The organism is Kribbella italica, assembly GCF_014205135.1.
GTDB lineage: Bacteria > Actinomycetota > Actinomycetes > Propionibacteriales > Kribbellaceae > Kribbella > Kribbella italica.
Genome location: NZ_JACHMY010000001.1, coordinates 7,958,295 through 7,982,871, shown reverse-complemented (window position 1 = coordinate 7,982,871; position 24,577 = coordinate 7,958,295). Strand labels below are relative to the sequence as shown.

The following is a 24,577-nucleotide window of genomic DNA, read 5'->3' as shown; positions in this document are numbered from 1 at the left end:
GGCGCCTCGGCGCTTGACGAGATGTTCTTCACTACTTCCTCAGCCCGAACAGCCGACAGCAACCACTAAACTGTTCTTCTTCTCTGTTCTTCTTCTCTGTTCTTCTTCTCTGTTCTTCTTCTCTGTTCTTCTTCTCTGTTCTTCTTCTCTGTTCTTCTTCTCTGTTCTTCTTCTCTGTTCTTCTTCTCTGTTCTTCTTCTCTGTTCTTCTTCTCTGTTCTTCTTCTCTGTTCTTCTTCTCTGTTCTTCTTCTCTGTTCTTCTTCTCTGTTCTTCTTCTCTGTTCTTCTTCTCTGTTCTTCTTCTCTGTTCTTCTTCTCTGTTCTAGGCCGTGGTGGCTGGGTTGCCGTCGACTGCGGCCTTTAGTTTGGGGACGAGTTGGTCGAGGACGATTGGCAGGCTGAGGATCGAGACGAAGCTGGTGGCGCCGTAGAGCTGGTCGTCGTAGTTTTCCTCGACGAAGACGTCTCGGCCCTGGGTGCGGACCGGGAGGTTCTTGTAGAGCGGGTCGGCCTGGAGCTTTGCCGTGCCGCCCTTGGTCGGGAACCAGACGAGCGCCTGCTGGTCGAGCAACTTGATGCGCTCCTTGCTGATGTTGGCGCCGAACTTGTCGCCGATCAGGCTGTCCAGGTCGGCCGGTAGCGTGAAGCCGAGGTCGGTCAGCAGGCGTGAGCGTGGGTCCTGGCTGCCGTAGATGAAGTACCCCTCGTACGGCGTCGCCATCAGCGCCGGCTTGCCCTGGAACTCGGGGTGCTCGGAGCGGACGGTCGCGAAGCGGGCCTCGATGCCCTTGACCAATTCGTCGGCCTGCTTCGGCTTGCCGACGGCCTGGCCGACCGTGCGGGTCACGTCCTGCCAGGCGACGCCGTAGTCCGGTACGCCGGGCGGCTGCGCCACCGTCGGGGCGATCGCGCTGAGCTTCTTGTAGTCGTCGGCGGTGACGCCGGAGTACAGCCCGATGATCAGGTCCGGCCGCAGCGCGGCGATCTTCTCGAACTGGATGCCGTCCTTGTCGCTGAGCACGGTCGGCAAGGGCCGGTCGCCGAGCTTCTCCTTGGCCCACGGGAACAGCGCGCCGGGCTTCTCGCCGAACCACTCGGTGGTGCCGACCGGCGCGACGTCGAGCGCGAGCAGCGCGTCCTGGTCGACGAGGCCGACCGAGACGACCCGCTGGGGCGCCGCCTTGACCTCGGTGGCGCCGAACTTGTGCTTGATCGTCGCCGGGAAGGCGCCGGTCTCGGAACCGGCGGTCGACCCGCCCTCGGCGGCGGGCTCGTCGGCGCCGGACCCGCAGGCGGTGAGAACGAACGGGACGACGGCCAGCAACGCGAGCGGTCGCAGCAGGGAGCGCATGGGAACCTCACAAAGACACAAGGGAAGGAATGCACCGACTGGGCGGGACACTGTATTAGGTTGCCCTAACCTTAGCTGGGCGACTATTTGAGGCGTCAGGCGGTGTGGGTCGACCACTTGAGGCGTCAGGCGGCGTGGGTCGACGACCTGAAGCGCCAGGCGGCGTGGGGTCGACGGCCTGAGGCGTCAGGTGGTCGTTCAGTCCCGGTGGTACTTGGTGACCGATTCGTCCTGCTTCACCTGGTCGGCGACGGCCTGGATGCGGGCGGTCCACTCGTCCACGCGGAAAGCGCCGGCCAAGAACTGGCCGGTCAGATCCCCGGCCGCCTTGCCGAGCGTCGGGTACCAGTCGTCGAAGTACCAGCCGATCGCCTGGTCCCCCGCCGCGGTCAGCAGGTCGCGCGCCGAGCGCAGCGCCGTACTGATCTCCTGACCGTCAGCAGCACCCCGTACGACGGTCAGCCGGTTGGTCTCCTTGGTCACCTGCCCGGCGACCTCCCGCGACAGCATCGCCCGCAGGTACTCGACGCCGCCGGGCTCGTTCGGCCCCTGGGCCGGGACCAGCAGCGGCGAACCAGGCGCGACGTGCACCCCGCGCGGCAGCGCCGGCGAGCCGTCCAGCGGCGGCAGCGCGAACATGGTCAGCCCGAAGCCCGCCGGGATGACCGGCTTCATCTCGTTCTCCAGCCAGTTCCCGCACGGCAGCAGGCCGGCCTTGGACTGCATCAGCCGGGTCTGCGAGCCGGTGTGGTCGAGCTGGGCGCTTCCCGTGGCGATCAGGCCGCGCCGGGCCAGCTCACCGAACGCGGTGATCGCCCGGGTGACGCTCTGGTCCTTCCAGGCGCCGTCCTCGAGGTTGTCGATCCGCTTGGCGACGTCGTGCCCGCCGGTCTTCACCGCGAGCGTCAGGACCGCCTCGAACACGTAGTACGGGTGTACTCCGGCGTACGTGAAGGCGCCGAGCCCGGCAGCCCTCATCTCGGCGCCCAGCGCGAGCAGCTCGGGCCAGGTACGCGGTACGTCCCAGCCGCGCTGCTGGAAGAGCCGGGCGGAGTACCAGAGGCCGTAGACGTCGACCAGGTAGTTCAGCGACCGCAGCGACCCGTCGTACCGGCCGGAGTCGAGCATGCCGGGCAGTACGACGTCCTCGACGGCCTCGTCCTTGTTGTCCCAGGACGGGGCCGCCAGCAGCGGCCCGAGGTCGGACAGGTGCCCGTCGGCGACCAGGCGGCTCACGGACAGCGCCTTGTCCCCGGTGTTCAGTACGACGTCAGGCGGGCTCCCCGCCGCGAACCGCGACTGCAGCAGGTCCCGCAGCTGTTTGGTCGGCGTGACGGTGACGACCGCCTGCCCGTACTTGGCCCGGTACTGCGGGGCGCCGAAGCCGCCGTACTCCTCGGAGACGACGACCTCGAGCGGCCGATCGGCCACCACCCCGAACGGGTTGTCCTTCGTCCGGGCCGGCCCACTGGGCTTCTCGGTCGAGCAACCAGTAAGCAGGGCGCTCGCGAGAGCGCCCTGCAGTACCGTACGCCGCTTCAGCACGTCCGAAGGCTACTTCACGCCTCCGGCGGTCACGGAGACCTGCAGCTGACGCTGGAAGATGATGTAGACGACCAGCACCGGTGCCACCGTGATCACCACGGCCGCGAACAGCGCACCGAAGTCCACCGCGTACCCGGCCTGCGACGCGAACGACGCCATGCCCTGCGAGAGCACGTAGTTCTTCGAGTCGGTGTTCAGGGCGACGGGCAGCAGGAACTGGTTCCACAACCCCAGGAAGTTGAAGATGGCGACCGAGGCCATGCCCGGCCGGGCCATCGGCAGCATCACCGAGAAGAACGTGCGCCACTCGCCCGCGCCGTCGATCTGCGCCGCCTCGTAGATCTCGTGCGGCAGCGCCTTGAAGAAGCTGTGCAGGAAGAACACGGTGAACGGCAGCGCGAACGCGACGTAGGTGATGATCAACCCTGGCAGGGTGTTGAGCAGCGCGAAGTTCTTCAGCACGAAGAACAGCGGCACGATCGCCAGGAAGACCGGGAACGTCAGGCCGGCCAGCATCGAGTAGTAGATCAGCCGGTTGCCGGGGAACGAGAACCTCGCCAGCACGTACGCGCACATGGCGCCGAGGATCATCACCAGCACCAGCGCGGTGCCCACGACGATCACGGTGTTCGCGAAGTAACGGCCGATGCCGGCCGTCGTCCAGGCGTTGACGTAGTTCTCGAAGCGCAGCTGGCCCGGCAGCGACAGCGGGTTGCCCAGCACCTCCTGCGTCGACTTGAACGAGGACAGCACGGTCCACACCAGCGGCAGGATGACCAGCAGCGACCACAGGATCAGCGCGAGGTGGGCGACGGTCGCCACGCCCCGGCCCTCCGGGGCGCGCTCGCGAGGCGCCCGGGAGTCGGCCACGACGGCCCGGTCGGCGGTGGTTGTCGTCATCGGCGTTTCACCTTCCGCTCGCGTCCGCCGGTCAGGGCGTTCACTGTGAAGACCAGGAGCGCGAACAGCATCGTCACCGCGGCGAGGATCACGCCCATCGCCGTCGAGTACCCGAACTGCCCCTTGGTGAAGGCAGTGGTGAACAGCTGCTGCGGCATCACCAGGGTCGAGTTCTGCGGCCCGCCGCCGGGGTTCAGCGCCTGCATGTAGACGAACCCGTCGAGCGCCGCGATGCCGAGATAGATGTACGCCGTCTGCACGTTGTCGCGGATCAGCGGCACCGTGATGGACACCGCGCTGCGGAACCGGCCGGCGCCGTCGATCCGGGCCGCCTCGAACACCTCGGGCTCGATCCCCCGGATGGCGGCGATGAACAGCACCATGTAGAAGCCGACGAAGCCCCAGATCATCACGAACATCGAGGCCGGCATCGCGGTCCGCGCGTCACCGAGCCAGGCGTAGTTCTCGAACCCGGACAGGCCGACCTTCGTCAGCAGCGCGTCCAGGACGCCCGAGCCGGGGGTGAACACCTGGGCCCAGATCAGGCCGATCACGATCGCGGGGATCACGTACGGGAAGAACGAGATGATCCGGTAGAAGCCGGCGTACCGCAGTCCCCGGACGGTCCCGGTCCCGGAGCCGCCGATCGTCACCAGCGTGGCCAGCGTCAGCGCCAGCACGATCGTCACGATCGGTACGACGATGACGAGCAGGACGTTGTTGCGGACGGCCTTGAGGAAGATGTCGTCGTGGAACAGCTTCACGTAGTTGTCGAAGCCGACGAAGTTCATCCCCGAGCTGAACCCCGACCAGTCGGTCAGCGAGTACCACAGCGCCTGCACGAACGGCGACACCACGAAGATCACGAAGACCGCCACCGGCAGGCCGAGGAACACGAGCATGAAGCTGGCCCGGTCGAAGGTCAGCGGCCGGCGGCGCCGCCGGACGGCGGACCGCGTGGGTCCACCGTCCGGCACGACATCTGGCGTCATGGTCACTTGGTGACCGGGATCTTCTTGACGGAGCTGTCGTTACGCACCTTGTCCGTGATCTGCTGCAGGCCCTTGGTCAGGCCCGCCGCGTCGGTCTGACCGGACAGGAACGAGTTCCAGACCACGAGGTTGTCGGTGTTCATGCCGTACAGGCCGACGAACTGGTAGTCGAAGATGTTCGTCCCGGCGGCGTCCAGCATCGCGGTCTGCGACTGCAGCGCGGTCGACCCGAAGCCGTCGGCGGGCACCAGGCCCTTGACGATCGTCGGCGCCAGCCGCGTCTTGGCGAAGTTGGTCGCCGCCTCCTTGGACAGCATCGCCCGCAGGAGCTCCTTGCCGCCGGCAACGTTCTTGCCCTTCGACGGGACGATGAACGGCTCGCCGGCCGCGCTGCGCAGCGACTCGTACGGCAGCTTCGGGCTGGCGGTCAGCGTCGGCTCCGGGATGCCCTTCATCTGGAAGCCGCTCTTGGTGGCCTTCTTCATCTCGTTCTCGATCCACGAGCCCGAGGGGTAGAGCACGGCCTGCTGGTCGTTGCTCCACTTGGCCTGCGCGGCGGTGAACTGGGTGCCGGAGCCACCGGGAACGAAGTACCCGCTCTTGACCATAGTCTCCATGGCCTTGAACACGCCCTGGATCTGCGGCTTCGACCAGCAGTCGCCCTCGAGGTTCTCCAGCGACAGCCGGACCTCGTCGCCACCCTCCTTGATCGCCGAGTCGACGGCCAGGGTGTGGTAGTAGGTCGCCGACTCCTTGCCGAAGACGAACAGGTACTTGCCCTTGGCCTTGGCCTTGGCGCCGAGGTCGAGCAGCGCGTCGTAGGTCTTCGGCGGCTCCCAGCCGTTCTCCTTGAACAGGCTCTCGGAGTACCACAGGCCGTACAGGGTCAGCACGTAGTTCATCGCGACGAACTTGCCGTCGAAGGTGCCGGGGATCTTCGCGCCGGGGTAGAGGGTGTCGGCGATCTTGGTGCCCTCGTAGTTGTTGGCCTCGAAGACGTCGTCCAGCGTCTCCAGCTGCTCCAGGATCGTGCCGAAGCCGATCTGGGCCTTGCCGGAGTTGTCGATCAGGTCCGGCGGGTTGCCACCGACGAAGCGCGGCTGCAGCTGCTGGGCGATCTCGGTGGACGGAGCGACCTTGACCGTCGAGCCCGCGAACTTCTGCTGGACGAGGTTGGCCGCGAACGACACGTAGTCGTAGCCGTACCCACCGTTGAAGATCACCGCCTCGACGGTCGCCTTGTCCGCCATGCCGAACGGGTTGTCCGCGGTCTTGTCGGCGCCGCCGCCGGTGGAACCGCTGTCGTCGCTGCCGCTGCCGGCGCAGGCCGCCAGGAGCGTGCTGCCGCCGGTGGCCAGCAAGGTGCCGACCGCCGCGCGCTGCAGGAACAGGCGCCGCGACAGTTTGTTGGGAGTACTCATGGTCCCGCCTTCCGAGTGTGTTTCAGGCAGTACGACGGATCCGGCCGGCGTACTTTGCTTCCAGGGCGTGGTTGTGGTCGTCGCCGCCGGGAATGTTCGCGGACAGGTAGACCGGAGGGTTCTCACCGGCTTCGGCGAAGCGGCGCAGCACCTCTGCGACCAGCATCTGCGCAATCAGCGCGGCGGTGATGGACGACACGGCGCAGACCTTGCCGATTCCCGGCAGGTCGAGCACGGAGTCGCCGTACGGGGCGTGGTTGTCGAGCACCACGTCGGCGAAGTCGATCAGCTTCTTGCCCGACGGGTGCCGCGAGTCGACGCCGGCGGTGTGCTGCAGCGACGTGATCGCGATCAGGGGGTGACCGTTCTCCTTGACGACGCTCGCCAGCTCGACGATCGAGCCGTTGACGCCGGAGTTGGAGGCGATCACGAACAGGTCGTTCTTCTGCGCGGCGCTCAGCTCGTAGAGCCGGCGCGAGATCGACGGATCGCGCTCGAGCTCGCCGCCGCGCAGCAGCTCGACCGGCTCACCGCCGAGCAGGACCAGGTCGCGCAGCGCGAGCCGGTTGGTAGCGATCAGGCCACCGGCACGGCCGGCGATCTCCATCGCGAGCGCCTCGGAGTGACCGGACCCGAAGGCCTGGATCACGCCGTCGTTGCGCAGCGACGTGACGAACAGGTCCGCCGCGTCCTGGATCGGGCCGTCGATCTGCTCGGTGACGGCGGCCAGGATCGGTGTCAGAGTGTGAACATACGACTGCGCACTGACGCCACCGGTCTCGGTTCCGGTCCCCGCGTGTGCGCCCGTACTGCCATCTGTCGTGCTGGCCATCAGAGGCCCCGCCCCTCCACTAATGTGTTCGTCGCGACACACTTCGTGCCGACAAGTGCGCAAGTTTGCGGTTTGCTGGACAGAACTTTTCTCACCTGGCAGCTAAAGTCAAGGCTCATCTCACTCTTCCCTCCAGATCGGGACCGTTGCGTGACCTTGCACGTTATTGTCCATTAACGGCTCTGATTGAGCAGTTTGGAGCACCGCCTATGTCCGTCGACCACGCCCTTCCGGAACCACAGGACACAGTGGTCCTGCGACCTGCCACCACACTGGTCCTGGGCGGTGACCTCGGCGGCACGTCCACCCGGATCGTGATCGCTGATCATGACGGCAACGTAGTCGGTCGCGGGGCTGCCGCGGGCGGAAACCCGACCAGCCACCCCGCCAGCGCGGCGGCGAACTTCGGTCAGGCCATCCGCCAAGCGCTCACCGGCCTCGATCCGGCCCTCGCGCTCGACCCGACCACGGTGAAGGCCGCGGTGATCGGCGCGGCGGGCGGTTCCGCCCTGTCCAAGCCGGAGGTCGCGGCGCAGTTCGACGCGGCCTGGTCCGGCGCCGGGCTGGTCTGCACACCCCGCTACATCGGCGATCTCGAGGTGGCGTTCGCCTCCGGGACGCCCGAGGCGGACGGCGCCGTCCTGATTGCGGGCACGGGCAGCGCCGCCGGCCTGGTCCGCGACCACCGCCTGGTCCGTACGGCGGACGGCCACGGCTGGCTGCTCGGCGACGACGGGTCCGGCTTCTGGCTCGGCCGGGAGGCGCTGCGCAGTCTGCTGCGCGCGCTCGATCTGGGCGAGCCGATCGGCGGGCTGGGCGAGGCCGTCGTCCAGGCCGTGCTGCCGGATCGCCAAGAGGGGGGTGTCGCGGAGCGTGAAGGCTACGATCTGCTGCGTGACGACCTGATCAGGACCGTGAACTCGCGCCCGCCGGTCCTCCTGGCCGAGCTGGCCCGCACGGTGGTGGCGGCGTACGACCAGAACGACAAGACGGCACACGCCCTGGTGAAACGCGCAGCCGAACTGCTCACAGAAACGGTCAGCCGGCTGCGGACAACGTCGGACAACGGCCCTCTGGTGCTCGCGGGCAGCGTCGCGGGCGAGTCGTCCCCGGTCGGCCGGTTGCTGCGGCAGAGCATCCGCGACCACTTCCACGGCGAGGTCCTGACCGCCCACGACGGCGTCGGCGGGGCCACCTGGCTCGCCCTCGGCGCCCTGGACCCGGCGCTGGCGACCCGCGACAACCACACCCGCTTGGTGGCCCCACCCGCCTGAGCGTCATCGGCGCCGATGGGATGATGGCGGCGTGACTGCTCTGACCACTCAGGCGACTCGGGTGACTCCGCGGCGTGGTGGGCAGTGGTTGCTCGACCTGCTCGCCGTGATGATCGTGTCGACGCTGATCACGGTCGGGAGCCTGATCGTCCTGGTCAAGGCGGGCGCGTACGGCCGCGGCCTCGGGACCGTCCTGGGTGTCCTCTTCCTCGGCTCGGCCTTCGTCCTGCAGATCGTGAACGAGATCCTGCTCCCCCGCCGCAACGGCGGCCGGACCGTCGGCATGCTGGCGTTCGGGCTCCGCACACTGACGCTGGAAGGCACGCTGCCGAGCTGGAAGCAGTTCCTGGTCCGGTACCTGCTCTGGGTGGTCGACGGCCTGTTCTGGGGGCTGGTCGGGTTCGTGGTGATCTGCTGTACGCCGTACCGGCAACGGGTCGGCGACCTGGCCGCCCGGACGGTCGTGGTCCGGTCGACGGTCTCAGCCGACGAGGCGGTTCTCCCAGGCCCAGACGGCGAGCTCGGTGCGGTTGCGCAGCCCGAGCTTCCGCTGGGCGCCGGCCAGGTGCGACTTGACGGTCGAGAGTGACAGTGTCAGTTCGTCGGTGATCTCGCTGTTCATCCGCCCGCGCGCGACCGCGCGGACCACGTCGGCCTCGCGCTCGGTCAGCGGGTGCTCCACGGGCGCCGTCGGCGCGGCTGCCTGGGCGAAGCGTTCGAGCAGCCGGGCGGTGACCGACGGGGAGACGATCGACTCGCCGTCGGCGGCCGCGCGGACCGCCTCGACCAGCAGCCGCGGGCCGGCGTCCTTGACCAGGAACCCGCAGGCCCCGGCGCGCAGCGCGGCGTACACGTTCTCGTCGACGTCGTACGTCGTGACCACGACCACGCGCAGCGGGTCGGCGACGCCGGGACCGGCCAGGAGCTTGGTCGCCTGGATCCCGTCGATCAGCGGCATCCGGATGTCCATCAGGACGACGTCCGGCCGCAGCTCGCGGCCGCGCCGGACCGCTTCCTCGCCGTCGGCGGCCTCGGCGACCACCTCGAAGTCGGGCTCGGACTCGAGGATCAGGCGGAAGCCGGTCCGGACCATGGCCTGGTCGTCGGCCAGCAGGATCCGTACGGGCATGGCGTCCTCTCCTTCAGTGGAACCGCTGCTCGACCGGCAACGTGGCGTGCACCCGCCACTCGTCCGTGGGGCCGGCGCCGGACGACAACGTACCGCCCAGCGCCTGAGCCCGCTCGGCCATGCCCACCAAGCCGTACCCCTCACCGCGTTCGGCCTGCGCCGGCACGGCGTTGACGACCGTGAGCTCCAGCGCCGCGGTCAGACCCTTGCGTCGCAGTCCGGCCGAGACCTCGATCGGTGACCCCGGTACGGCGTACCGCCGCGCGTTGGTGACCGCCTCCAGCACGATCCGGTGCGCGGCGGTGATCAGGGCCGGGGGCAACGACAACCGGTCGACCTCGGGGGTGGTGGTCAGCCGAACGCGCGGGTCGTTGCCGCAGGCCTCTTTCAGCTCCGCCAGCAGCGCCGGGCGAGGCGGGTCGTCGCCGGTCCTGGTGTCGCCCGGCTCCTCGGTGCGCAGCATGCCGACCAGCCTTCGCATCGCACTCAGGGCCTCGCCGCCGGCCTGCTCGATCTCCGGGTAGGAACCGGGCCGTTCGTCGCGGCGGGCGGCGGCGACCTGTGCGCCCTGCGCGAGGACCACGATCCCGGTCACGTGGTGCGCGACGAAGTCGTGCAGCTCGCGGGCCAACGTGAGCCGTTCGGACTCGCGCGCGCGGGCCAGCTCCGCGTCGTACCGGCCGTCGGCGTCGCGCAGGACGAGACCGGTCGCCACGCTGCCACCCCACATCAGTGCGGCCGGTACGGCGAGCAGGGCCCAGGACGAGTCGAGTCCGAAGCGAAGCGGCGCCGCGATGGTTGCGGCGACGCCGACCAGTACGACGAGCGGGGCAACGGACCGCGAAGGGAGCTGGTGGCAGACGGCTCCGCACAGCAGGGCCAGCGCAAGAGCCTCGGTCAGCGGCGACTGTGCTTGGACGGGTGCTCCGGCCCAGTCCGCGAGTCCGCTCACGACGCTGACCAGCAGTGAGGCCGATGCGACGACGAGGGTGAGCAGCGCGATCCGCCCGAAGTGGCGCCGGAGGACGGCGACCACGGCGGCGCCCACCCCGATCGCCGGGGTGATCGACGTGAACGACGCGGCGAGCAGCCCACCGTCCGGTGCCGGGTGGACCAGCGTGATCGCGAGGTCGGCCGCGGTGAGCAGCGCGAGGCCCACGATCTCCGCGACCAGCGGTGCCCGCCGGCGGTGGGCGACGACGCGGCCCGTGCCCGAGCCGGATCCACGGGTGCGGCCAGGACTCGTCATGGTCCCAGCATGCCTGCTGCGACCGTCTCCGCACGTCAGCTCGACGGCTGGACTCCACCCTGGCCGAAAGGACGAGGGGCCGCCGCGGATCCGGCCGTTCGGTCGTGCCGCGGCGGTGCGCGCCGTCATTACGTTCGGGGCGAGAAGGTTCGTTCACCGTGAGGAAGGCCAGGTTATGAGACGCCTACGAGTAGGACTCGCCGCCGCGACGTCGATCTCGTTGCTCGCCGTAGTGTTTCCGCTGACATCGACCGCCGGCACCACTGCCGCCGCCCCCGATCTGTCGAAGTACACCGGGCAGAAGCTGACCTGGGGTCAGTGCACCTTCGAGGCCGAGGTACCCGTCCAGTGCGCCCAGCTGACCGTGCCCCGGGACTGGGCGGCACCGGACGCGGGCAAGGACCTGAAGGTGTCGGTCAGCCGGGTCTCGGCGACCGGCGCGAAGGACGACTACCAGGGCGTCGTCCTGACCAACCCGGGCGGGCCCGGTGGTCAGGGCACCGGACTGGCCGCCGGGCTGGCCAAGCTGCAGCCGACGCTGAACGCGCAGTACGACGTACTGGGGATGGACCCGCGCGGCACCGGGCAGGAGGGCGCTGCCGGACAGGCCGGGCTCGGCATCACCTGCCAGGTACCGAGCGGCCGGGTGCCCGAAGGACCACAGGACGCTCGCGACCGGTCGGCCAAGAGCATCGCCGACCACCAGCAGATCCCCAAGGCGATCGCCGAGGCCTGCCAGAGCGTCGCCGAGGCGCCGTACATCACCACCTGGCAGACCGCGCACGACATGGACCTGCTGCGTCAGTTGCTCAAGGCACCCAAGTTGAACTACCTCGGGTACTCGTACGGGACCTGGCTGGGCGCGAAGTACGCGTCGCTGTTCCCGGCCACGACCGGCCGGATGGTGCTCGACTCCAGTGTGGACTTCCAGGGGCGGCTGCAGGCCGACTTCGAGGACTTCGCCCGGATGGGTCAACGGCAGAGCGAGAAGCTCTACCTGCCGTGGCTGAACCGGAACCTCCCGGAGGTGTTCGGCACCACGCCCGCCCAGGCCGCGGCCGCCATCGAGAAGGGCCGCGACAAGGGTGCCGTGCAAGGTCTGGACCCCGACACCTACGACAGTCTGCTGATCGGCAACGGAAGTGCGATCGGCTGGATCCTCAACGCCCTCGTGCTCTCGGTGGTCATCGAGGGCGACCAGGCCGGACAGAAGAAGCTGGCCGCGTTGCCGGCCGGACTGCGGAGCCTGGCCGACACGGTGTCCCGCCAGCGGTTGGGCGTGCCTGTCGCGAAGCTCACCACCGCCGCGGTCGTGAGGGCCAACCTCGGCCAGGACACCCCGGACTACCAGCAGGTGCCGATCACCCGGTTCGCGGTGGCCTGCGGCGATCAGGTGACCAAGTCGACCCAGTGGTACAAGGCGCTGAGCGACGTCCAGGGGCCGAAGTACCCCTTGTTCGGCTGGCAGTACGGGCTCAGCGAGGTGTGCGGTCCGTGGTCCGACGCGCCCCAGCAGACCCTGCCGGAGCTGCCGAAGTCCGTCCGGGGCAACGTGCTGGTGGTGCAGGGCGAGTTCGACCCGCAGACGTCGTACGAGCAGGCGATGAACGCGGTCCGCAAGGCGCCGGGCGTCGACGTACTGCGGGTGGACGACGCGGCCTTCCACGGGCAGTACGGCCTGGAAGGCAACCCGTGCGTCGACGGCGTGGTGAACACCTACTTCTTGTACGGCTCGAAGAGCGGCAACAGCCTGTGCCCGTCGGTGCCGCTGCCGGGTGAGAGCAAGGTCTACCCGGTGCGCGGACCGGTCGACAAGTACCTGGGCACTCATCGGGCCGGCCGCGCCGGGGCGCTGAAATCGGTCGACAACCCGCTGCGGCTCGAGCTGTCCGACCAGATCTCGGCAGTGAACCAGCCGATCAGGTAGCGATCGGCCGTAGCTCGACCGCAGTGAAGGCCGCCTCCGGGATGCGGGCCGCGATCTCCTCGGCCCGCTCCTCGGAGGCGACGTCGATGATGAACACGCCGGCGAGTTGCTCCTTCGCCTCCGTGTACGGGCCGTCGGTGGTGGCGCGGACGCCCTCGCGGACGCGGACCACCTTCGCCCGCGACGGCGCCTCCAACGGGTCGGCGGAGATCAGTTCGCCGTTCGCGGACAGTTCGGCGAGCAGGTCGTCGAGCTGCTGCGTGAGCGCCTTGCGCGCGGCCACGCGGCCGAAATGTCGAGCCGTCGGTGGCTGTGGCGACGTACCGTCCGAACCAGCACCGATGCGAAGGACTGTCCGATGAGAGAGACCGATCTGCGCCTGCCCGACGGCCGCGCGCTGCACGTGTACGACACGCATCCGGGCGACGACCACCGGGTCCCGGTCGTCTGGCACCACGGCACCCCCAACCTCGGGACACCGCCCGCGCCACTGCTGGAGGCCTCCGACTGGCTCGGGCTGCGCTGGGTCTCGTTCGACCGGCCCGGGTACGGCGGGTCGACGGTCGCGCCCGGCCGGACGATGGGCTCGGTCGCCCGGGACGCCGAGGACGTCGCGGACGCGCTCGGACTCGGCCGGTTCAGCGTGATGGGCTACTCCGGCGGCGGCTCGTACGCGCTCGGTTGCGCGGCGACGCTCGGCGACCGGGTGCAGGCGGTCGTCAGCCTGGCCGGCATCGCGCCGTACGGCGTACCGGGGCTGGACTGGTTCGGCGGGATGATCCGGTCCGGCGTCACCAATCTCCAGGCGGCGCGGACCGGCCGCGTGGCGCGGGCAGCGTTGGCGGACGAGGACTACGACCCCGAGTTCGCGCCGGTCGACCTGGCGCTCTTCGACGGGCCGTGGGGCTGGCTCGGGCAGATCGCCGGGCCTGTCGCGCTCACGGCCGGGCCCTACGGGCCGATCGACGACGACGTCTCGTACCTGCTGCCCTGGGGCTGCGACCCGGCCGGGATCACCGCACCGGTGCTGCTGCTGCACGGCGGCATCGACCGGATCATCCCGCCCACGCACGGCGACTGGCTGGCCGAGCACCTCCCGTGCGCCGAGCTGAACCGGTACGACGCCGACAGCCACATCTCGATCCTCGGCCACGCCGAGTCCGCCCTCGACTGGCTGCGCGACCACGCCGACGGGCCGACGGCGTACCCGCTGGGCTGAAAGGGCGGGCGCGGCGGCTGAGGCGTGTGCGAGCGGGTACTTAAGCCTGATGAGGCGCGACGTACTGGTGGCGGAGCGGTACCGGGTGGGTGATCCCCTCGGGCGCGGTGGCATGGGCGAGGTGTTCCGCGCGACCGACGAACAGCTCGGCCGGGAGGTCGCGCTCAAGCTGCTGCTGCCCGCACGGCGGGAGCCGGAGATGGCCGAACGCTTCCACCGTGAGGCACGGGCGGCGGCGTCGCTGTCCGACCCGCACGTGGTCGCGGCGTACGACTTCGGACCGTACGAGGACGGCTTCTTCCTGGCGATGGAGCTCGTCGAGGGCCGGACCCTCGCGGTCGAGCTGCGGCTGTCCGGCCCGTTCGGTCCCGACCGCGCGCTCGACGTGATCCGGCAGAGTGCGGCCGGGCTGGCCGCGGCGCACCGCAACGACATCGTGCACCGCGACCTGAAGCCGCAGAACCTGCTGATCACCGCCGACGGCACGGTCAAGGTCACCGACTTCGGCATCGCGCGGTTCCTCACCGACACCACGACGACGCTGACCGCGACCGGGCAGATCCTCGGGTCGATTCACTACCTGGCCCCCGAGCGTGCCCAGGGGCTCCCCGCGGGCAAGGCCTCCGACGTGTACGCGCTCGGTTGTGTGCTCTACCAGCTCGTCACCGGCCACCCGCCGTTCCAGGGCGACCAGCCGGCCGCGGTCATGTACCAGCAGGTGTCGACCGAGCCGACCCCGCCGAGCGACCTGCGGCCGCGGCTGGCCGGCGAGTTCGAGGCCCTGCTGATGAGCATGCTCGCGAAGAACCCGGACGACAGGCCGACCGCGGCCCAGGTCGCCGGTACGGCGGTCCTGCCGGACGGTCGCGGGCCCGCCGGTACGGCGGTCCTGCCGGACGGTCGCGGGCCCGCCGGTACGGCGGTTCTGCGGGACGGTCGCGGCGCGGCGGACCGCAGCTCTGCCGTCTCCGGCGAGCCGGACTCCGGCAGGCCCCGGCGTTTCCCCGGCGGGTGGTCTCGGCGGAGGCTGATCGGCGCCGGCGCCGCGGTCGCCGTCCTCGCCGGAGCCGGGGCGGGCGTCGTACTGGACCACCGCGACCGGCGGCTGCCGGAGACGAACAACCTGACGCCGCCGTCGACCCAGCGGAGCACGCCGGTCGTGCCGCCGACCCCGAAGCCCACCTCGACCCGTCCTCCCAGCACCACCACCGTCACCACCGAGCGGCGGGCGAGTACCACCAGCAAGCCCGTGGCCGACCCGTCCAAGCCGCCTGGAAACGGCAAGCCGAGCAAGCCCGGTAAGCCCGACAAGCCCGGCCAGAGCAAGTCGAAGACCAAGAACCCGAACAGGCCCTAGCCCTATTCCAAGCAAAAGCTTGACATCGGATCCAGGCTGCCGCATATTCCAAGCATGTCTTTGGAATCTGAGGATCCCCGTCGGCGGCGGTTGCTGGACGATCCGCTCGCGATCCGGGCGATGGCCCACCCGGTGCGGCTCGACCTGCAGGCGTTGCTGGGCAAGGAAGGGCCGCTGACCGCGGCCGATGCGGCGCGGCGGCTGGGGATCAGCCAGGCGCTGGCCTCCCACCACCTGCGGCAGCTGGCGAAGTACGACTTCGTCGAGCCGGCGCCGGGCAAGGACAACCGCGAACGTCCCTGGCGACTGGTGTCCACGTCCCAGACGTGGCGCAGCGCGCGGCTGACCAGCGAGGGCGCGGCCGCCGCGGACATCCTCGAGCAGCTGATCGCCGAGCGCGCGCTGAACAACCTGACCGACTGGCAGCAGCGGCGCCGGAGCGAGCCCGACGTACTGGTGGAGAACTCGGGGATCAGCCACACCGGGATCTACCTGACCGGCGAGGAGCTGGCCGAGCTTGAGGAGCAGATCGGCGGGTTGCTCCAGCGGTACGTCGACGAGCGGCCGATCGACGACAAGTCCACCCGTCCCGCGGGCAGCCGGCTGATCGACATCACCAGGATCGTGAGCGTGCTCCCCGAGGAGACCCCATGAAAGACCTGTGGGCGGTACTGGTCCGGCGCCGCGACTACCGGCTGGTGCTGAGCGCCGGGCTGATCTCACTGACCGGCGACTGGATCCTGCGGACCGGGCTCGCCTTTCACGTCTACCAGCTGACCGGCTCGACCCTGGCCTCGGGCGGACTGCTGCTCGCGTCGTTCGTGCCGCTGGTGGTGCTGGGCTCGCTGGCGGGTGTTTTCGTCGACCGGTGGGACCGGCGGCGAACGATGATCGTGGTCAACCTGCTGCACGCGATCGTGCTGCTGCCGCTGCTCTTCGTCCGCGACGAGAGCGGGCTGTGGGTGGTCTACGCGATCGTGCTCGCGCAGAGTTGCCTGCAGCAGTTCTTCCGGCCGGCCGAGCAGTCGCTGGTGCCGCACCTGGTCGACCCGCAGCAGTTGGTGACGGCGAATGCGTTGAACAGCCAAAGCAACGACATCGCCCGGTTGACCGGCGCCGCGCTCGGTGGAGTGCTGGCGACCGCGGGCGGGATGCCGCTGCTGGCGGCGGTCGACGCGGCGACCTATCTCCTGGCGATGGGCTTGCTGTGCGGCGTGAAGCACCGGGCGGTGGCCGTGGTGCGGGAGCGGACCTCCGGCGCGGTGCAGCGGTTGAAGGCGGAGTGGATCGACGGGCTGCGGATCTGCCTGAGCAGCAGGGCGATGCGGATCGTGTTCGTCTTCGGGCTGGTGACCGGCGTCGGCGAGGGCGCGATGAGCACGCTGTTCGCGCCGTTCGTGAGCGCGGAGCTGGGCGGCGACAGTACGGCGTACGGGTTGATCGTGTCGGCCCAGGCGGTCGGCGGGATCGCCGGCGGGCTGGTCGCGGCGGCGGTCGGCGCGCGGTTCGCGGCGGCGAGGCTGTGGGGTGTGGGGGCGATCCTGTTCGGGCTGATCGACCTGGCCCTGTTCTGTTACCCCTTGTTCTACGACGGTTTGACTCCGGCGTACGTGCTGATGATCGCGGTGGGACTGCCCGGCGCGTTCGTCGTCGCCGCCTCGATGACCGTGGTGCAGCGACTCACCGACGACGCCTCACGAGGTCGCGTCTTCGGCGCGCTGTTCGCCGCCGAAGGGCTCGCCGTACTGGTCGGGATCACCGCGTCCGGGCTGCTCGGCGAGGTCGTCGGCATCATCCCGGTCCTGATCTTCCAGGGCCTCGGCTTCACCGTCGGAGGGCTGGTGGTCCTCGCCCGGAGCAGTCTGCTCGAGGAGAAGGCACCAGCCCTCGTCGGCGCTAGCTGACCTCTTCGGTGGCCGCGACCCGGTGGACCCGGACCCGGGCCACCCGGCGGCCGTCCATCTCGGTGACGGTGATGTTGTAGCCGTCGACGGCGCCTTCGTCGCCGACCGCGGGAACACGGCCGAGCTGGGCGGCGAGGAAGCCGGCGACCGTCTCGTACGGGCCGTCGGGCAGCTCGACGCCGGTCTCGTCGGCGAAGTCGTCGAGGTTGAGCAGCCCGTCGACCTCGACGTCACCGCTGCGCAGGCGGGTGGTCTCGCCCACCTCCTCGTCGTACTCGTCCTTGATGTCGCCGATCAGCTCCTCGACCAGGTCCTCGAGCGTGACGATGCCGGCGGTGCCGCCGTACTCGTCGAGCACGATCGCCAGGTGCGTCGAGCGGCGGCGCATCTCGGTCAGCGTCGGCAGCAGCTTCGCGGTGTCCGGCAGCATCAGGACGTCGCGCGCGAGGTCGCCGACCCGGACCGACCGCGACGCGACCGCCGGGTCGAACAGGTCCCGCACGTGCACGAACCCGACGATGTCGTCGGCCGAGCCGTTCATCACCGGGTAGCGCGAGTGCGGCCGCTCGGCGGCGAACTTGACCGCCTTGTACGCCGGCATCTCGGCGTCGACGAAGTCCACCTCGGTCCGCGGCAGCATCAGCTCGCGCAGCTGCCGGCTGCCGGCCTCGAAGACGTCGTCGACGATCCGGCGTTCCTCCTCGCCGAGCGACTCGTGACCCGACACGAGGTCACGCAGCTCCTCGTCGGTCATCACCTCACGGTTGGCGTTGGGGTCGCCGCCGAGCGCGCGGACCACCAGGTCCGTCGACCGGGACAGCAGCCAGATCACCGGCCGGACGGCCGAGGCGATCCGGTCGACCAGCGGCGCCAGGCCGAGCGCGAACGTCTCGGCGCGCTGCAGCGCGAGCCGTTTGGCCGCCAGCTCGCCGATCACGATCGACACGTAGGAGATGGCCACCGTGATCAGGACCAGGGCGACGGTGCTCGCCACGGACTCGGGCAGGCCGAGGTCCTGCAGGTGCGGAGCCAGCCCGTCGGCCAGTGTCGCGCCACCGAAGGCGGCGGACAGGAAGCCCATCAGGGTGACGCCGATCTGCACGGCGGACAGGAAACGGTTGGGATTCGCGGCGACCCGGGCGACGGTCTCGCCGCGCCGGCCTCGGGTGGCGATCGACTTGATCTGGCTCTCCCGAAGGGAGACCAGGGCCATCTCGGCGGCGGCGAACACACCACCGATCAGCACGAAGACGAAGATCAAAACGATGTTGAGCAGGGTCTCGTTCATGGGCTGGGAGTTCCTAGCGTCCTCTCCGGGCCAGCGGGAGAGGACGCGGGAGTAGGGCGACGTCCATCGATCAAGAGTAGCGGCGCCGGGTCTCACGATGCATGTTCAATTCTGTTGGTTTATGATCATTCGCATGACGACGCGTGGCGCGCGACGGACAGACACCAAGCTGTCCGACGGCCGGGACCTCATCTACTACGACCCGGCGGACGCTCCCGTGCGGGTGCCGCTGGCCGACACCCGCGGCCTGGCCGCCCCGAAACCGCAGGTCGACCTGCGCACCGATCCGCTCACCGGCGACATGATCACCTTCGCCACCCACCGCAACACCCGGACCTACCTGCCGCCGGCCGACCAGTGCCCGCTGGACGCCAGTACGCCGGACAACCCGACCGAGATCCCCGACCACGACTACAACGTGGCCGTCTTCGCGAACCGGTTCCCCTCGTTCGCCGGCCCCGGCCGGACCGAGGTCGTCTGCTTCACCAGCGACCACACCCAGTCGTTCACCGACCTGTCCCAGGGCCAGGCCCGGCTGGTCGTCGAGGCGTGGGCCGACCGGGTCGCCGAGCTGAGCGCCCGGCCGGACGTCGAGTACGTGTTCCCGTTCGAGAACCGCGGCCGCGAGATCGGCGTCACCCTGAGCCACCCGCACGGCCAGATCTACGCCTACCCGTTCCTCCCGCCGCGGATCCGCACGCTGATGGCCCGCGCCCGCGAGCACTTCGAGGCGACCGGCGGCAACCTGTTCGCCGACATCCTGGCCGCCGAGCGCAAGGACGGCACCCGCGTCGTCGCCGAGAACGAGACGTGGACGGCGTTCGTGCCGGAGGCCGCGCGCTGGCCGGTCGAGGTCCACCTGTACCCGCACCGCCAGGTCGCCGACATCAGCGAGCTGACCGACACCGAGCGCGACGACTTCGTCCAGCTGTACCTCGACGTACTGCGCCGCTTCGACGGCCTGTACGACGACCGCCTGCCCTACATCGCCGCCTGGCACGCGGCGCCGGTCCGCGTCGACCGCGAGCTCGGCTACCTGCACCTCGAGCTGCTGTCGATCCGCCGGGCCGCGGACAAGGTGAAGTACCTGGCCGGCTCCGAGTCGGGCATGGGTGCCTTCATCTCCGACACCCGCCCCGAGGACGTCGCCGAGACGCTTCGTAAGGTCGGCTCGTGAGTAGCTTCGAAGAGGTCTTCGGTACGACGCCGGACGGCGCCTGGCGGGCTCCCGGCCGGGTCAACCTGATCGGCGAGCACACCGACTACAACGACGGCCTGGTGCTGCCGATCGCGTTGCCGAACGAGATCTCGGTCACGGCGTCGGCGCGGGACGACGGCATCGTCGCGGTCTCGTCGAACGGGCAGCAAGCGGTCATCGAGTTCGCCCTCGACTCACTGACGCCCGGATCGGTCACCGACTGGGCGACGTACCCGGCGGGCATGGCGTGGATCCTGCGCGAGTCCGGCTACGCGATCGGCGGCGCGAACCTGTTCGTCGACTCCGACCTGCCGACCGGCGCCGGCCTGTCGTCGTCGGCCGCGCTGCTCTGCGCGACCGGTGTCGCCCTGCTGGGCCTGCGCGGCATCGAGGTCGACCCGGCGGAGGTCGCGCGGCTGGCGCAGAAGGCCGAGAACCAGTACGTCGGTGCGCCGGTCGGGCTGATGGACCAGATGGCGTCGATGTGCTGCACCGCCGGGCACGCGCTGTACTTCGACATCCGCGCGATGTCGACGACGCAGATCCCGTTCGACCCCGAGGCCGACGGGCTCACGCTGCTGGTGATCGATGTGAAGGCACCGCACCGGCACGTCGACGGCGAGTACGCCGCACGACGCAAGAGCTGCGAGAACGCGGCCGCCGCGCTCGGCGTACCGGCTCTGCGGTCGATCGCCCTGGCCGACCTCGACGACGCCCTGTCGCGGCTGTCCGACGACGTCGACCGCCGGCGGGTCCGGCACGTGGTGACCGAGATCGACCGCGTCGAGCAGGCCGTCGCCCTGATGCACGCCGGCCGCCTGCGCGACGTCGGCCCGCTGTTCACGGCGTCGCACGCCTCCCTCCGCGACGACTTCGAGATCACCGTGCCGGAACTCGACGTAGCCGTCGACACCGCCCTGGCCGCAGGCGCCCTCGGCGCGCGGATGACGGGCGGCGGCTTCGGCGGCTGCATCATCGCGCTGGTCGAGACCACCAAGGCGGACGAAACCTTCAAGGCGATCGAGAAGGCCTTCGCCGACCACGGCTTCCGGACACCGACGTCGCTGGCAGCAACTCCGTCGCCTGGTGCTTCCAAGCTCTCTTAGGAAGTAGCGAGCACCAGTTCGCAGCCCGTGTCTCGCATGGACTTGCGGGCTGATTGGGTGAGCCCGGTGTCGGTGACGATGACGTCCAGGTCGTTCCAGGTGGCGAACGTGCTTAGACCGACCGTGCCCCACTTGGTGTGGTCGGCGACCAGCACGACCTCGCGGCTGGCGGCGATGAACGACCGGTTCGTCTCGGCCTCCATCAGGTTCGGCGTACTGAGACCGTGCTCGGCATCGACGCCGTGCGCGCCGAGGAACAGCATGTCCAGGTGCAGCGACTGCAGCGCGGCCGTCGCGATCGGCCCGACCAGCGCGTCCGACGGCGTACGGATCCCGCCGATCAGCACGACCGTCCGGTCCGATCGGCCGTTGCCGTGGAAGACGTCGGCGATCCGTGCCGAGTTGGTCACGACGGTCAGGTTCTCCACGCGCAGCAGCTGACGCGCCAGCGCGTACGTCGTCGTACCGGCTCCGATGCCGATCGCACTGTCCGGCCGAACGCGCCGCGCGGCCTCCGCAGCGATCGCCTGCTTGGCGCCCGACTCCTGCGTGAGCTTCGCGTCGAACCCGGGCTCGTGCGCGCTGCGCAGCCCGACCGACGTCGCACCGCCGTGCACCTTGTGCAGCAGGCCGCTGGAGTCCAGCGCGTCCAGGTCGCGGCGGATCGTCATGTCCGAGACCCCGAAGCGATCGACCAGTTCGGCGACCGTGACCGCGCCCCGGCTGTTGACCTCGGCAACGATCGTGGCCTGCCGCTGGGCAGCCAGCTGACCGCCCCGGCCGCGGGTCGGTTCGGCGTTTCCGGCAGCGTTCACAGGCACAGACTACGGTCTGCGACGCGTCGGCGCAGTGGGAAAGTGTTGTTTCCTGTGCGGCCCACCCCGAAATAGCGTTGCCTCCCGACCGTCCCGGGCGTCACGCTGCGGAGATGCGATTCCCCGACGACGTCCCCGTGCTCACCGACGGCCCCGTCACCCTGCGCGCCCACACCACGGCCGACATCGGCCCGGCGTACGCGACGTGCCAGGACCCGGAGATGCAGCGCTGGACGACCATCCCGGTGCCGTACCTGCAGGAGCACGCGGTCGCCTTCCTGACCGAGCAGATCCCGGCCGGCTGGGCCGACGGCAGCTCGTACTCCTGGGCGATCGAGTACGACGGCCGCTACGCGGGGACCGTCGACCTGCGCGACCGCCAGGGCGGCGTCGGCGAGATCGGGTTCGCGGTGTCGCCGTGGGCCCGCGGCAACGGCGTGATGACGCGCGCGGTGAAGCTCGCGGTCCGGTACGCGTTCGAGGCGGCCCGCTGGCACCGCGTCGTCTGGCGCGCGTACGTCGGCAACTGGGGATCGCGGCGGGTCGCGTGGAAGGCCGGGTTCCGGTCGATGGTGACGATGCCCGACGAGGGCCTGCAGCGCGGCGTACGACGTGACGAGTGGGTCGCGTCGATCACCCGCGACGACGAGCCGGAGCCGCAGGGCAACTGGTGGGCCATCCCGGTGGTCGAGGGCAACGGAGTCCGCCTGCGCCCGCTCGAGGCGAAGGACGCCGAACGGGTGATGGCCGCGTGCAACGACGAGCGAACCAAGCTGTGGCTGGCCGGCCTGCCCTCGCCGTACGGGCTGGACGACGCGCACGGGTTCATCGAGGGCCGGCTCGCCCTGGCGGCCGGCGGCGACGGCGTCTCGTGGGCGATCGCGGACCCGGAGACCGACGAGCTGCTGGGCAACGTCAGCGCCTTCGACCTGCGCAACCGGATCGACCCGACGATCGCCGAGATCGGCTACTGGGGTCACCCGGACGCGCGCGGCCGCGGTGTGATGTCGGCCGCGGTCGGGCTGGCGATCAAGCACGCGTTCACGCCGCTCGACGACGGCGGACTCGGCCGGCGCCGGCTCGTCCTGTACGCCGCCGCGCCGAACTCGGCGTCCGCGCACGTGGCCGAGGTCAACGGTTTCACCCGCACCGGCCTGGCCCGCGCCGCGAGCCCGCGCCGCGACGGCCGGTACGAGGACCTGATCTGCTTCGACCTGCTCGCGACCGAGCACCCTGACTATCGGAAACTGCTGGAAAACGTGGTGGATTGAGCGAGTCGTCCACAGTGTGAGGCGGATTTGTTCGACTGGCGACACCGCTTCCCCTCGCCGTCCGGCGCCAGGGCTGCTTGAATCGACAGGTGAGAGATCGTGAGGAGCTCGTCCGCCGCTGGCAGGCGGGGTGGTCGGTGTCGAGGGGCTGGACCAAGGTCGAGGACGACAACGACGGGATCCTGACCGTGCGCGCGGGCGAGGACAACCGTGCCATGGAGTACGTCGTGCTCGACGCGGACGACAAACCGGAACGGGTCGAGCGTGCGGCCGAGCTGGCGATGGCTGCCGGTGGTGGCCGGGGCGCCGGCTGGATCACGCTGGCCACCGACGACCGTGAGGCCCGGGTCGACCAGTTCGAGGAGCTCGGGCTGGAGGTGCAGCGCGAGCAGGACTGGTTGATGACCATCCAGCTGTCCGAGCAGCCGGCGCTGCAGCTGAACGACCGGTACGCCCTGCACACCGAGCTGGAGTCCGACCTGATCGTCTGCCGGGCCACCGTGCACGGCGGCGTGGTGTCGAGCGGCCGGATGGCGGTGGTCGGCGAGGACGCCGTGGCGGACCGGATCGAGACCGATCCGCAGCACCGGCGGCGCGGCCTCGGCAGCGCCGTGATGGCGTCGCTGGTCGAGACCGCCGCGGCGCACGGCGCCAAGCGCGGCATCCTGATCGCGTCGATCGACGGCCTGCGGCTCTACCGGAGCCTGGGCTGGAAGGTCGTCGCGGACATCGTCATCGCACGCTGCTGAGTGCGCCTGGCCTGCGCGCTCCTTCCTTCTGCACTGAGGGTACAAGTTTGCGATCCGAGCTGTGGGACTTATCCACAGCCTCTTCGCTAGCTCCCGCCGCGGGCCGCCTCGACGGTCGCGCGGAGGGCGTCCTCGGTCGGCACGGGCCGGATACCGAAAGCTTCTTCGGCCTGGGTCGAGTCGAGGACGAACGGCGCCCGGAACTGGTACTGCAGTTCCCGGATCTCCTTGGCCTGCGGGTTGAACAACCCACCGAGCCACAGCACCGCGCCCGGCATCTCCGTCACGCGCGCTGCTGGCAGGCCCGCCAGCCGGGCCGCGTGTGCTGCCAGGTCCCGGATCGACACCGGCGGCGCCGTCGGCACCAACCACGTCCGGCCCCACGCGTTCTCGTCGTCGGCGACGGCGAGCAGCGTCCGCGCGACATCGTCGACGGCCGTCCAGCTGTGCGGCGCGTCCAGATCGGCCGGTACGGCGACCTGCTTGCCCTTCAGCACCCCGGGCAGCACAGCGACCGTGAAGAACGACAGCGCACCCGCGCCCAGGTAGTCCGAGCCGCGCACTTCCGCCGTACGGATCCGGCCGGCGCGGTGCGCCGCGAGAGCGTCGGCCCAGACCTTCGCGCGGACCTCGCCCTTGGCCGAGTTCGGCCGGTCCGGGTCCTGCTCGCGCATCGGCCCGTCCGGAGCGCCGTACGGGTAGAGGTTTCCGGTCGTGACCAGTACGGCGCCGGTCTGCTCGGCCGCCGCGATCAGTGAGGCGCCGAGCGCCGGCCACTGCGAGACCCACTGCGGGTACGGCGGACCGCCAGCACTCACCAACGTGCTCGCGCCGGCCACGATCGCGCTCAGCGCCGCGGGGTCGGACGCGTCCGCGGCCACCTTGGTGAGTGCTGGGTGATCGGGTCCGCTGCCGGAGCGGGTGACGAGCTTGACCTCTTCGCCGCGGTCGACGAGCAACCGCGCGACCGCCGTACCTACTGGCCCTGCGCCGACGACCACGTGCATGACTGGTCTCCCCAGAATTGTGGACTAGGGCTGAACGCTAGTA

General features: G+C 69.9%; 23 protein-coding genes. 11 read left to right on the top strand and 12 right to left on the bottom strand.

The window, feature by feature from the left end:
- Positions 1-322 precede the first annotated feature (322 nt).
- From HDA39_RS37440 to HDA39_RS37415, 6 genes are all read right to left on the bottom strand, one after another.
- Entirely contained in the window at positions 323-1,351 is a 1,029-nt protein-coding gene (locus HDA39_RS37440; protein ID WP_184803451.1) for an iron-siderophore ABC transporter substrate-binding protein, read from the bottom strand.
- A gap of 198 nt (positions 1,352-1,549) precedes the next feature.
- A complete protein-coding gene (gene ngcE / locus HDA39_RS37435; protein ID WP_184803450.1) occupies positions 1,550-2,896 on the bottom strand; it encodes an N-acetylglucosamine/diacetylchitobiose ABC transporter substrate-binding protein in 1,347 nt (448 codons plus the stop codon).
- A gap of 9 nt (positions 2,897-2,905) precedes the next feature.
- On the bottom strand, positions 2,906-3,796 hold the full coding sequence (locus HDA39_RS37430) for a carbohydrate ABC transporter permease (RefSeq protein ID WP_184803448.1): 891 nt from the start codon (positions 3,794-3,796) through the stop codon (positions 2,906-2,908).
- Positions 3,793-4,788 (bottom strand): carbohydrate ABC transporter permease, encoded by a 996-nt coding sequence (locus tag HDA39_RS37425; protein WP_184803446.1) that lies wholly within the window; start codon positions 4,786-4,788, stop codon positions 3,793-3,795. Before HDA39_RS37425 ends, HDA39_RS37430 begins: the two co-directional genes overlap by 4 nt.
- 2 nt (positions 4,789-4,790) lie before the next feature.
- Positions 4,791-6,209: an N-acetylglucosamine/diacetylchitobiose ABC transporter substrate-binding protein gene (ngcE, locus tag HDA39_RS37420; protein WP_184803444.1), complete on the bottom strand. Its 1,419-nt coding sequence runs from the start codon at positions 6,207-6,209 to the stop codon at positions 4,791-4,793.
- A gap of 22 nt (positions 6,210-6,231) precedes the next feature.
- Entirely contained in the window at positions 6,232-7,041 is an 810-nt protein-coding gene (locus HDA39_RS37415; protein WP_184803442.1) for a sugar isomerase domain-containing protein, read from the bottom strand.
- 209 nt (positions 7,042-7,250) lie between these two features.
- Between HDA39_RS37415 and HDA39_RS37410 the strand changes: the two genes are divergently transcribed.
- Together HDA39_RS37410 and HDA39_RS37405 are read left to right on the top strand one after the other, a co-directional pair.
- Entirely contained in the window at positions 7,251-8,315 is a 1,065-nt protein-coding gene (locus tag HDA39_RS37410; RefSeq protein ID WP_184803440.1) for an N-acetylglucosamine kinase, read from the top strand.
- Between the two features lie 31 nt (positions 8,316-8,346).
- Positions 8,347-8,904 carry an RDD family protein gene (locus tag HDA39_RS37405; RefSeq protein WP_184803438.1) on the top strand — a complete coding sequence of 186 codons (558 nt, stop codon included), beginning with the start codon at positions 8,347-8,349 and terminating at the stop codon, positions 8,902-8,904.
- Here HDA39_RS37405 and HDA39_RS37400 read toward each other — a convergent pair.
- Entirely contained in the window at positions 8,797-9,444 is a 648-nt protein-coding gene (locus tag HDA39_RS37400; RefSeq protein ID WP_184803436.1) for a response regulator, read from the bottom strand. The two genes, HDA39_RS37405 and HDA39_RS37400, sit on opposite strands and share 108 nt — an antisense overlap.
- 13 nt (positions 9,445-9,457) lie before the next feature.
- Positions 9,458-10,693, bottom strand: a complete 1,236-nt coding sequence (locus tag HDA39_RS37395; RefSeq protein ID WP_184803434.1) for a sensor histidine kinase — start codon at positions 10,691-10,693, stop codon at positions 9,458-9,460.
- Positions 10,694-10,868: 175 nt separating this feature from the next.
- Here HDA39_RS37395 and HDA39_RS37390 point away from each other — a divergent pair, with 175 nt between their 5' ends.
- Positions 10,869-12,620 carry an alpha/beta fold hydrolase gene (locus HDA39_RS37390; RefSeq protein WP_184803432.1) on the top strand — a complete coding sequence of 584 codons (1,752 nt, stop codon included), beginning with the start codon at positions 10,869-10,871 and terminating at the stop codon, positions 12,618-12,620.
- On the opposite strand, the gene HDA39_RS37385 is transcribed toward HDA39_RS37390, so the two are convergent.
- Positions 12,613-12,903, bottom strand: coding sequence for a YciI family protein (locus HDA39_RS37385; protein ID WP_337926054.1), 291 nt, complete (start codon positions 12,901-12,903; stop codon positions 12,613-12,615). The two genes, HDA39_RS37390 and HDA39_RS37385, sit on opposite strands and share 8 nt — an antisense overlap.
- 75 nt (positions 12,904-12,978) lie before the next feature.
- Between HDA39_RS37385 and HDA39_RS37380 the strand changes: the two genes are divergently transcribed.
- From HDA39_RS37380 to HDA39_RS37365, 4 genes are read left to right on the top strand one after another with little or no spacing between them, the layout of a single operon-like run.
- A complete protein-coding gene (locus HDA39_RS37380) occupies positions 12,979-13,839 on the top strand; it encodes an alpha/beta fold hydrolase (protein ID WP_184803428.1) in 861 nt (286 codons plus the stop codon).
- 49 nt (positions 13,840-13,888) lie between these two features.
- A complete protein-coding gene (locus HDA39_RS41995) occupies positions 13,889-15,196 on the top strand; it encodes a serine/threonine-protein kinase (protein ID WP_202893239.1) in 1,308 nt (435 codons plus the stop codon).
- A gap of 54 nt (positions 15,197-15,250) precedes the next feature.
- Positions 15,251-15,850 (top strand): ArsR/SmtB family transcription factor, encoded by a 600-nt coding sequence (locus tag HDA39_RS37370; protein ID WP_184803426.1) that lies wholly within the window; start codon positions 15,251-15,253, stop codon positions 15,848-15,850.
- Positions 15,847-17,100, top strand: a complete 1,254-nt coding sequence (locus tag HDA39_RS37365; protein WP_184803424.1) for an MFS transporter — start codon at positions 15,847-15,849, stop codon at positions 17,098-17,100. The genes HDA39_RS37370 and HDA39_RS37365 overlap by 4 nt, the downstream gene beginning before the upstream one ends.
- Here HDA39_RS37365 and HDA39_RS37360 read toward each other — a convergent pair.
- Complete coding sequence (locus tag HDA39_RS37360; protein ID WP_184803421.1) at positions 17,093-18,388, bottom strand: hemolysin family protein; 1,296 nt, start codon at positions 18,386-18,388, stop codon at positions 17,093-17,095. The two genes, HDA39_RS37365 and HDA39_RS37360, sit on opposite strands and share 8 nt — an antisense overlap.
- Before the next feature lie 133 nt (positions 18,389-18,521).
- Here HDA39_RS37360 and galT point away from each other — a divergent pair, with 133 nt between their 5' ends.
- The gene (galT, locus tag HDA39_RS37355) at positions 18,522-19,565 is read left to right on the top strand and encodes a galactose-1-phosphate uridylyltransferase (RefSeq protein WP_238356253.1); all 1,044 of its coding nucleotides are present in this window, start codon (positions 18,522-18,524) and stop codon (positions 19,563-19,565) included.
- Positions 19,562-20,692: a galactokinase gene (gene galK / locus HDA39_RS37350; RefSeq protein ID WP_184803418.1), complete on the top strand. Its 1,131-nt coding sequence runs from the start codon at positions 19,562-19,564 to the stop codon at positions 20,690-20,692. Before galT ends, galK begins: the two co-directional genes overlap by 4 nt.
- Here galK and HDA39_RS37345 read toward each other — a convergent pair.
- Positions 20,689-21,507: a DeoR family transcriptional regulator gene (locus HDA39_RS37345; RefSeq protein WP_184803416.1), complete on the bottom strand. Its 819-nt coding sequence runs from the start codon at positions 21,505-21,507 to the stop codon at positions 20,689-20,691. The genes galK and HDA39_RS37345 overlap by 4 nt on opposite strands.
- A 113-nt stretch (positions 21,508-21,620) precedes the next feature.
- Here HDA39_RS37345 and HDA39_RS37340 point away from each other — a divergent pair, with 113 nt between their 5' ends.
- Both HDA39_RS37340 and HDA39_RS37335 read left to right on the top strand, forming a co-directional pair.
- On the top strand, positions 21,621-22,778 hold the full coding sequence (locus tag HDA39_RS37340; protein WP_184803414.1) for a GNAT family N-acetyltransferase: 1,158 nt from the start codon (positions 21,621-21,623) through the stop codon (positions 22,776-22,778).
- Between the two features lie 89 nt (positions 22,779-22,867).
- A complete protein-coding gene (locus HDA39_RS37335; RefSeq protein ID WP_184803413.1) occupies positions 22,868-23,527 on the top strand; it encodes a GNAT family N-acetyltransferase in 660 nt (219 codons plus the stop codon).
- An 86-nt stretch (positions 23,528-23,613) separates the two neighbouring features.
- Here HDA39_RS37335 and HDA39_RS37330 read toward each other — a convergent pair whose 3' ends face one another.
- Positions 23,614-24,534: an NAD-dependent epimerase/dehydratase family protein gene (locus HDA39_RS37330; protein WP_184803411.1), complete on the bottom strand. Its 921-nt coding sequence runs from the start codon at positions 24,532-24,534 to the stop codon at positions 23,614-23,616.
- Positions 24,535-24,577 lie beyond the last annotated feature (43 nt).

Excerpts from the sequence above, each read along its gene's own strand:
- HDA39_RS37380 (WP_184803428.1), top strand. The coding sequence starts at position 12,979 with ATGAGAGAGACCGATCTGCGCCTGCCCGACGGCCGCGCGCTGCACGTG.
- HDA39_RS37430 (WP_184803448.1), bottom strand. The coding sequence starts at position 3,796 with ATGACGACAACCACCGCCGACCGGGCCGTCGTGGCCGACTCCCGGGCG.
- HDA39_RS41995 (WP_202893239.1), top strand. The coding sequence starts at position 13,889 with ATGAGGCGCGACGTACTGGTGGCGGAGCGGTACCGGGTGGGTGATCCC.
- HDA39_RS37415 (WP_184803442.1), bottom strand. The coding sequence starts at position 7,041 with ATGGCCAGCACGACAGATGGCAGTACGGGCGCACACGCGGGGACCGGA.
- HDA39_RS37365 (WP_184803424.1), top strand. The coding sequence starts at position 15,847 with ATGAAAGACCTGTGGGCGGTACTGGTCCGGCGCCGCGACTACCGGCTG.
- galT (WP_238356253.1), top strand. The coding sequence starts at position 18,522 with ATGACGACGCGTGGCGCGCGACGGACAGACACCAAGCTGTCCGACGGC.
- HDA39_RS37340 (WP_184803414.1), top strand. The coding sequence starts at position 21,621 with ATGCGATTCCCCGACGACGTCCCCGTGCTCACCGACGGCCCCGTCACC.
- HDA39_RS37330 (WP_184803411.1), bottom strand. The coding sequence starts at position 24,534 with ATGCACGTGGTCGTCGGCGCAGGGCCAGTAGGTACGGCGGTCGCGCGG.
- HDA39_RS37360 (WP_184803421.1), bottom strand. The coding sequence starts at position 18,388 with ATGAACGAGACCCTGCTCAACATCGTTTTGATCTTCGTCTTCGTGCTG.
- HDA39_RS37390 (WP_184803432.1), top strand. The coding sequence starts at position 10,869 with ATGAGACGCCTACGAGTAGGACTCGCCGCCGCGACGTCGATCTCGTTG.
- HDA39_RS37400 (WP_184803436.1), bottom strand. The coding sequence starts at position 9,444 with ATGCCCGTACGGATCCTGCTGGCCGACGACCAGGCCATGGTCCGGACC.
- HDA39_RS37425 (WP_184803446.1), bottom strand. The coding sequence starts at position 4,788 with ATGACGCCAGATGTCGTGCCGGACGGTGGACCCACGCGGTCCGCCGTC.
- HDA39_RS37440 (WP_184803451.1), bottom strand. The coding sequence starts at position 1,351 with ATGCGCTCCCTGCTGCGACCGCTCGCGTTGCTGGCCGTCGTCCCGTTC.
- HDA39_RS37370 (WP_184803426.1), top strand. The coding sequence starts at position 15,251 with ATGTCTTTGGAATCTGAGGATCCCCGTCGGCGGCGGTTGCTGGACGAT.
- HDA39_RS37395 (WP_184803434.1), bottom strand. The coding sequence starts at position 10,693 with ATGACGAGTCCTGGCCGCACCCGTGGATCCGGCTCGGGCACGGGCCGC.
- HDA39_RS37410 (WP_184803440.1), top strand. The coding sequence starts at position 7,251 with ATGTCCGTCGACCACGCCCTTCCGGAACCACAGGACACAGTGGTCCTG.
- ngcE (WP_184803444.1), bottom strand. The coding sequence starts at position 6,209 with ATGAGTACTCCCAACAAACTGTCGCGGCGCCTGTTCCTGCAGCGCGCG.